Source organism: Halanaerobacter jeridensis (assembly GCF_016908315.1).
Classification (GTDB): Bacteria; Bacillota; Halanaerobiia; order Halobacteroidales; family Halobacteroidaceae; genus Halanaerobacter; species Halanaerobacter jeridensis.
On sequence record NZ_JAFBDQ010000038.1, the window covers coordinates 1 to 4,760 of the forward strand.

Sequence of the window (4,760 nt, forward strand, 5' to 3'; positions counted from 1 at the left end):
CTTTCACAAACTTCACATTTTATAATTGATCTATTTACCGGCATATAGTCTTCCTCCTTTCAAGAGTTATATGGATTTCGCATAACGTCCCTGGGGTTCGCGACGTATGAGCTTGCCTTCGATACAACTGATTTTTTTCCTTTAAAATAATATCCTACTGACATAAGTCAGCCGCAGCGCTTAAACCATGGCTCATATGTCGCTAACCCCATGTTATACGCAGTTGCGTCGATTACCCAAAAACTATCTATAAAAATTAAATTAATTCTTTTAAATCTGGTATTTCTTCCTCAGTACTTTTATCTATTGGATTAATCCCATTACTCCTTTTTCTATGATTTCTAATTGCATTCTGTTCTTTTTCAGAGAGTTCCTTCCATAATAATCTAATTTGTTGAGCATGCCACTTTTTTAATATTTCTCCATTATCTAAGTTATATAGTTTAATCCAATCTTCTTTAGTCAAATCCCATATAATCAAATATCTAAAGCTCCCATATGGTTCATAATGAACTTCACACCATAAAGTATTACATGATCCACATTCTAACAATGTAATCCAATTTCCAACTTTTAGTTCTTTCAAATTAGGTGATCCATTAATTGGAGGCCAAATTTTTCTTTCAGGAGATTCACAATAGCCGCATTTGCTCACTTTTAATCCTCCTTAAAATATCTTAACTGCAGTATACATCCCAGTTATTAATCAAAAATTTTTTAATTCCTAACCCTGGATTATAACGTGGATAAATAGAAACAAACTCTTCACTAGCCAACTGAAATGATTCATCTGAAATATATCCGTTAATTGCTAAATAAAGCAATCCAATACTAGGAGAACGTGATTCTCCTTTATTGCAATGGACTAATACTTTTCTTTCTTCATTTAAATTTTTTTCAATGAATTTTATAGCTTTATCTATAATTTCTTTAGGTATATAATTAGGATTATCTGGATCTATCAAATTTAATATTAATCTATTTTTCCTCTTCGCAACTAAATACTCCGGATGATTTTTCGGAGCCCCTCTTCCTTTATATCCCAAAGCTTTACGGTGGTAAGGTTCTTTACATGCATGAACAATGCTCCATCCTTTCTTTCCTTTCACCTCTATTTCATAATCACTTTGGTCTCCAATAAACAAATTATCATGAATCTCTTTCATCTTATCACCTTTCTATGATAAAAAGTTATAAAAGCAATTGCGTATAACGTCCCTGGGGTTCGCGACGTCATATATTTCTTTCATTACTAATTATAAACCTAAATTTTATAAGTCATTGCGGCAACAATAATCTCTAACACTTATGATGTCGCTAACCCTATGTTATGCGATGGTTCAAGTTGCCTTCCCCTTTCACTTTAAAACTTAAAAGAATCTTAAATTGCAATTCTCAATAATGAAAAAGATAATTTATATTAGGTTTTCAATTCTTTTACTCTTTTCCATAAGGTTTTGATTGCCCCCTAATATCTTTATTTTTTTATGCTTTACCCCAAATCTTTTAAAAGTTTTAAGGGGGTACTTTTTTAGTTCTACCAAATGTTTTTTTATCTTTTTTGTGTTTTCAAAATGTTTCCCCAGAAGGTTTAAAGGTTATGCTTTTTTCTGCTTTACCCAAATGTTCTTTAATTCTTTTACCTCTTTTATGTTTCCCAAAATGTTTTTCCAAGAAGGTCTAAAGGTTCTATGATTTTAGGTTTAACCAAGTGTTTTTTTATTATAAGATCTTACATCACACTTTTTACCCCACTATTTGAAAGTTAAGCCGATATGAAATTTTTACTTCCAATAATGAAAACAAGTTTTTTAAAATGATTTTCAATCTTTTATAAGTGGTTTTAAAAGAATTTAAGTCTTTATGAACTTTTGTTTTACCCAAGTGTTTTCGATCTTTTATGTTTTTAACTTGATCTGTCGCATAACGTCCCGCAGCTTCGCGACGTCTCGCTAATGCTCCTCTACTTTGCTTATTCTCCTAAATTTCATAAGTCAGCGCGTAACCCTGCCTTATCCTCTGCACCTAGATGTCGCTAAGTTGCTGTTATGTGATGTTCCTACTCTTCAAACAATAAAATTAATTATCATTAATTTCTTTATGCTCATATTTGAAATTATTATCTATAAATATTTTTGGATTCCAACCATTAATTAGTTTATCTCCTAAAAAACCATCAAGCACTGATAATAAAGAACCAGCTATTCCTCCTATAGGACCAAGCAAACCTAAACAAGTTGGTATACCAATTCTCAATGCTTTAACAGGTATTTTTTCAGAAAATTTATTTTTGAAAGTTTCATAATATGCTTTTACTATCTCTACATCAGAGGATTCAGGAACATCATTTTTTAACCATTTTCTAAACTCTTCTATATTATCATCTTCTCTAATTTCTAAAATATTATTTATATCCCATCCCTGTTTTATCAACTCTTGGATATTAGGTATTTCTTCAAAATTTAAAATTTTGTCTAACTTATATGAAAAATCATCTAGATTATTCTTAGGAATTTTTCTCTGATAGAAATCATTAATTACTTCCCATGTAATTTGATTACCATAAATATCTGTACAATTTAAGTATGATGATATAATAAAATTTAAATAGGAACTAGAAATATCTAATATTCTATTAATCTCTTTCTGATTTTCTCTCCTGTTAAATTTCTTAAGACTTTCATTATTTTCAATATTATTTTTCATTAAATTTGATGCATTTTTATATGTAATTTCTTTTGCCTCTTGAAATATTTCTTCATCAGAAATATCTTTAGTTTGCTTAGCAACTCTTCTACTAAATCTCCTTGCTTTACCTTGAGAATAATTTAATTGTTCAACCAAAGCTATCATTACAGAATCATATATATTGTTCCAACCTTCTCCATTACCTTTCATCCAGTTTAAACCTGTATTTGTGCTAAGAGATAAAGTTTTTTTATTATCTTCAGTAATATAAGAAAAAGTACCAGGATAAAAAGAAAACTCAATTATTCCATTATTAATAAGCTTTGTAGTTGGTTTATGCCCAAACCATCTAAGCAAGACAACCAGTGATAAAGCTGGACCAGCTATTTTTATATTAATTTTTTCATTAAGTAATAACCCTTCTGCAAACCTACCAAGAACACCATAAGCATAATCTGTATCTAAAGATATTAATTCATTCTTACTTCGAGGAGTAGATAAATTATTAATTTCACTAAAAAACAAAGACATTTTTAACCCCTTTCCAAATTACAATATTTACTCCCAATGATAAAATAATAAGTAGGAATGTCACATAACGTCCCGCAGCTTCGCGACGTCTCATTATTGCTCCTCTACTTTTGCTTATCCTCCTGAATTTCATAAGTCATTGCATGACCCTGCTCTATCCTCTGCACCTAGATGTCGCTAAGTTGCTGTTATCAGACGTAGCATTTCTATGCATAGTACCCCCTAAAACGGTATTACGAAATCAGATATTGATACTGGCATCCAAGGATAATTCTGAATATCAGAAATAAAATTTTCTCTTAAAACATTAAAATCTCCCCAATATTCTGGGGGTGTTTTCTCTGTTATTTCATACTTGAGATTCTCGTCTTGTATATCCCAATAATCATTTTCGTTTTTAGATACTCTTACTTCTGAAGCAACTATTAATTTTCCTCTAGCTAAATTATCTTTTTTAATCAAATTAGTTTCTTCTTTTATAAAACTCAATGTTCTTTTCAAAAGTTCAGCAACTTCATCATAGCGCTCTCTTATAACATCTCTACTAAAATGCAGTGAAATCTTTTTGGAAATGTCCAATTTTTCCTCACTCATAGTAGAAAATATATTCTCAGAAATAAAAATAATATTATCTTTATAACCAGGAAATTGAGATAAAATATTAGAGGAAACTATATCTAATATTTTATATTTTCAATTGCCAATAAAGTTCTTCTTATTATTAATTATTGGGCAACAATAATTAATATTTATTTTTATCCATTCTTTATTTGGACTTTGTTTAAAAGATAAATCGCAGTATTCACTTTCAAGATTATTTAAAGAACTATACCACTCTTCCTCAGTATTAGTTGGAACTATATCATTTATTTTAAATATATTCATAAGACCATCTTCAACAGAATTTAAAATATGACTCGCATTTTGCTTAACTAATTCCACATCTTCTTTTTTTAAAGGTCTAAAATGTGCTAAAGCATTTCTTACATTACTTATTTCATCCAATTTAGTTTTAACCAGTTTTCTTTTGCAGTTAAAATAATCATTAAAATGTTCCCAGTAAGAATCAGAAATTATTATACCTATAAGTTCTCCACTAGTAAGATACATAATAGGACAAGTTACTGAATATCCTAAATAACCAAAATCTTCATCTTGGTTCATTCTTCTTTTAGCAATTGAACTAATTGTTCCTTGTTGATTATCATCACTAGTAATTTGTATATCATCCCATCCACCTTGAAATTTTTCTTTTAAAACTATATATACTAAAATCCTTAAAGCATTTTCTATTCTAAATAACAAATTGAATATTTCATAATAGTGCTCATAAACCCATTGCCTTGGAACTTTCATACTCTTCTTCTTTCCCGAAAAACCATCATCCACCCTTTCTATTTCTTTCCAATTCATGACTAACCCTCCCAAATTTGAAATGCTATGTCTGATAACGTCCCTGGGCTTCGCGACGTCTCGCTACTGCTCCTATACTTCGCCTATTCTCCTAAATTTCATAAGTCAGTACTACAACCCTGCCCCAT

Annotated in this window: 5 protein-coding genes; all 5 read right to left on the bottom strand. The window is 29.9% G+C overall.

Going from position 1 to position 4,760, the window contains the following annotated elements:
• Positions 1 to 256: 256 nt before the first annotated feature.
• Positions 257 to 655, bottom strand: a complete 399-nt coding sequence (locus JOC47_RS15170; protein ID WP_204703271.1) for a hypothetical protein — start codon at positions 653 to 655, stop codon at positions 257 to 259.
• Between the two features lie 22 nt (positions 656 to 677).
• Positions 678 to 1,166 carry a dual specificity protein phosphatase family protein gene (locus tag JOC47_RS15175; protein WP_204703273.1) on the bottom strand — a complete coding sequence of 163 codons (489 nt, stop codon included), beginning with the start codon at positions 1,164 to 1,166 and terminating at the stop codon, positions 678 to 680.
• 913 nt (positions 1,167 to 2,079) lie between these two features.
• Positions 2,080 to 3,219, bottom strand: a complete 1,140-nt coding sequence (locus tag JOC47_RS15180) for a hypothetical protein (protein WP_204703275.1) — start codon at positions 3,217 to 3,219, stop codon at positions 2,080 to 2,082.
• A 222-nt stretch (positions 3,220 to 3,441) separates the two neighbouring features.
• Complete coding sequence (locus JOC47_RS15185; RefSeq protein WP_204703277.1) at positions 3,442 to 3,813, bottom strand: hypothetical protein; 372 nt, start codon at positions 3,811 to 3,813, stop codon at positions 3,442 to 3,444.
• Positions 3,814 to 3,912: 99 nt separating this feature from the next.
• Positions 3,913 to 4,632, bottom strand: a complete 720-nt coding sequence (locus JOC47_RS15190; protein ID WP_204703279.1) for a hypothetical protein — start codon at positions 4,630 to 4,632, stop codon at positions 3,913 to 3,915.
• Positions 4,633 to 4,760 lie beyond the last annotated feature (128 nt).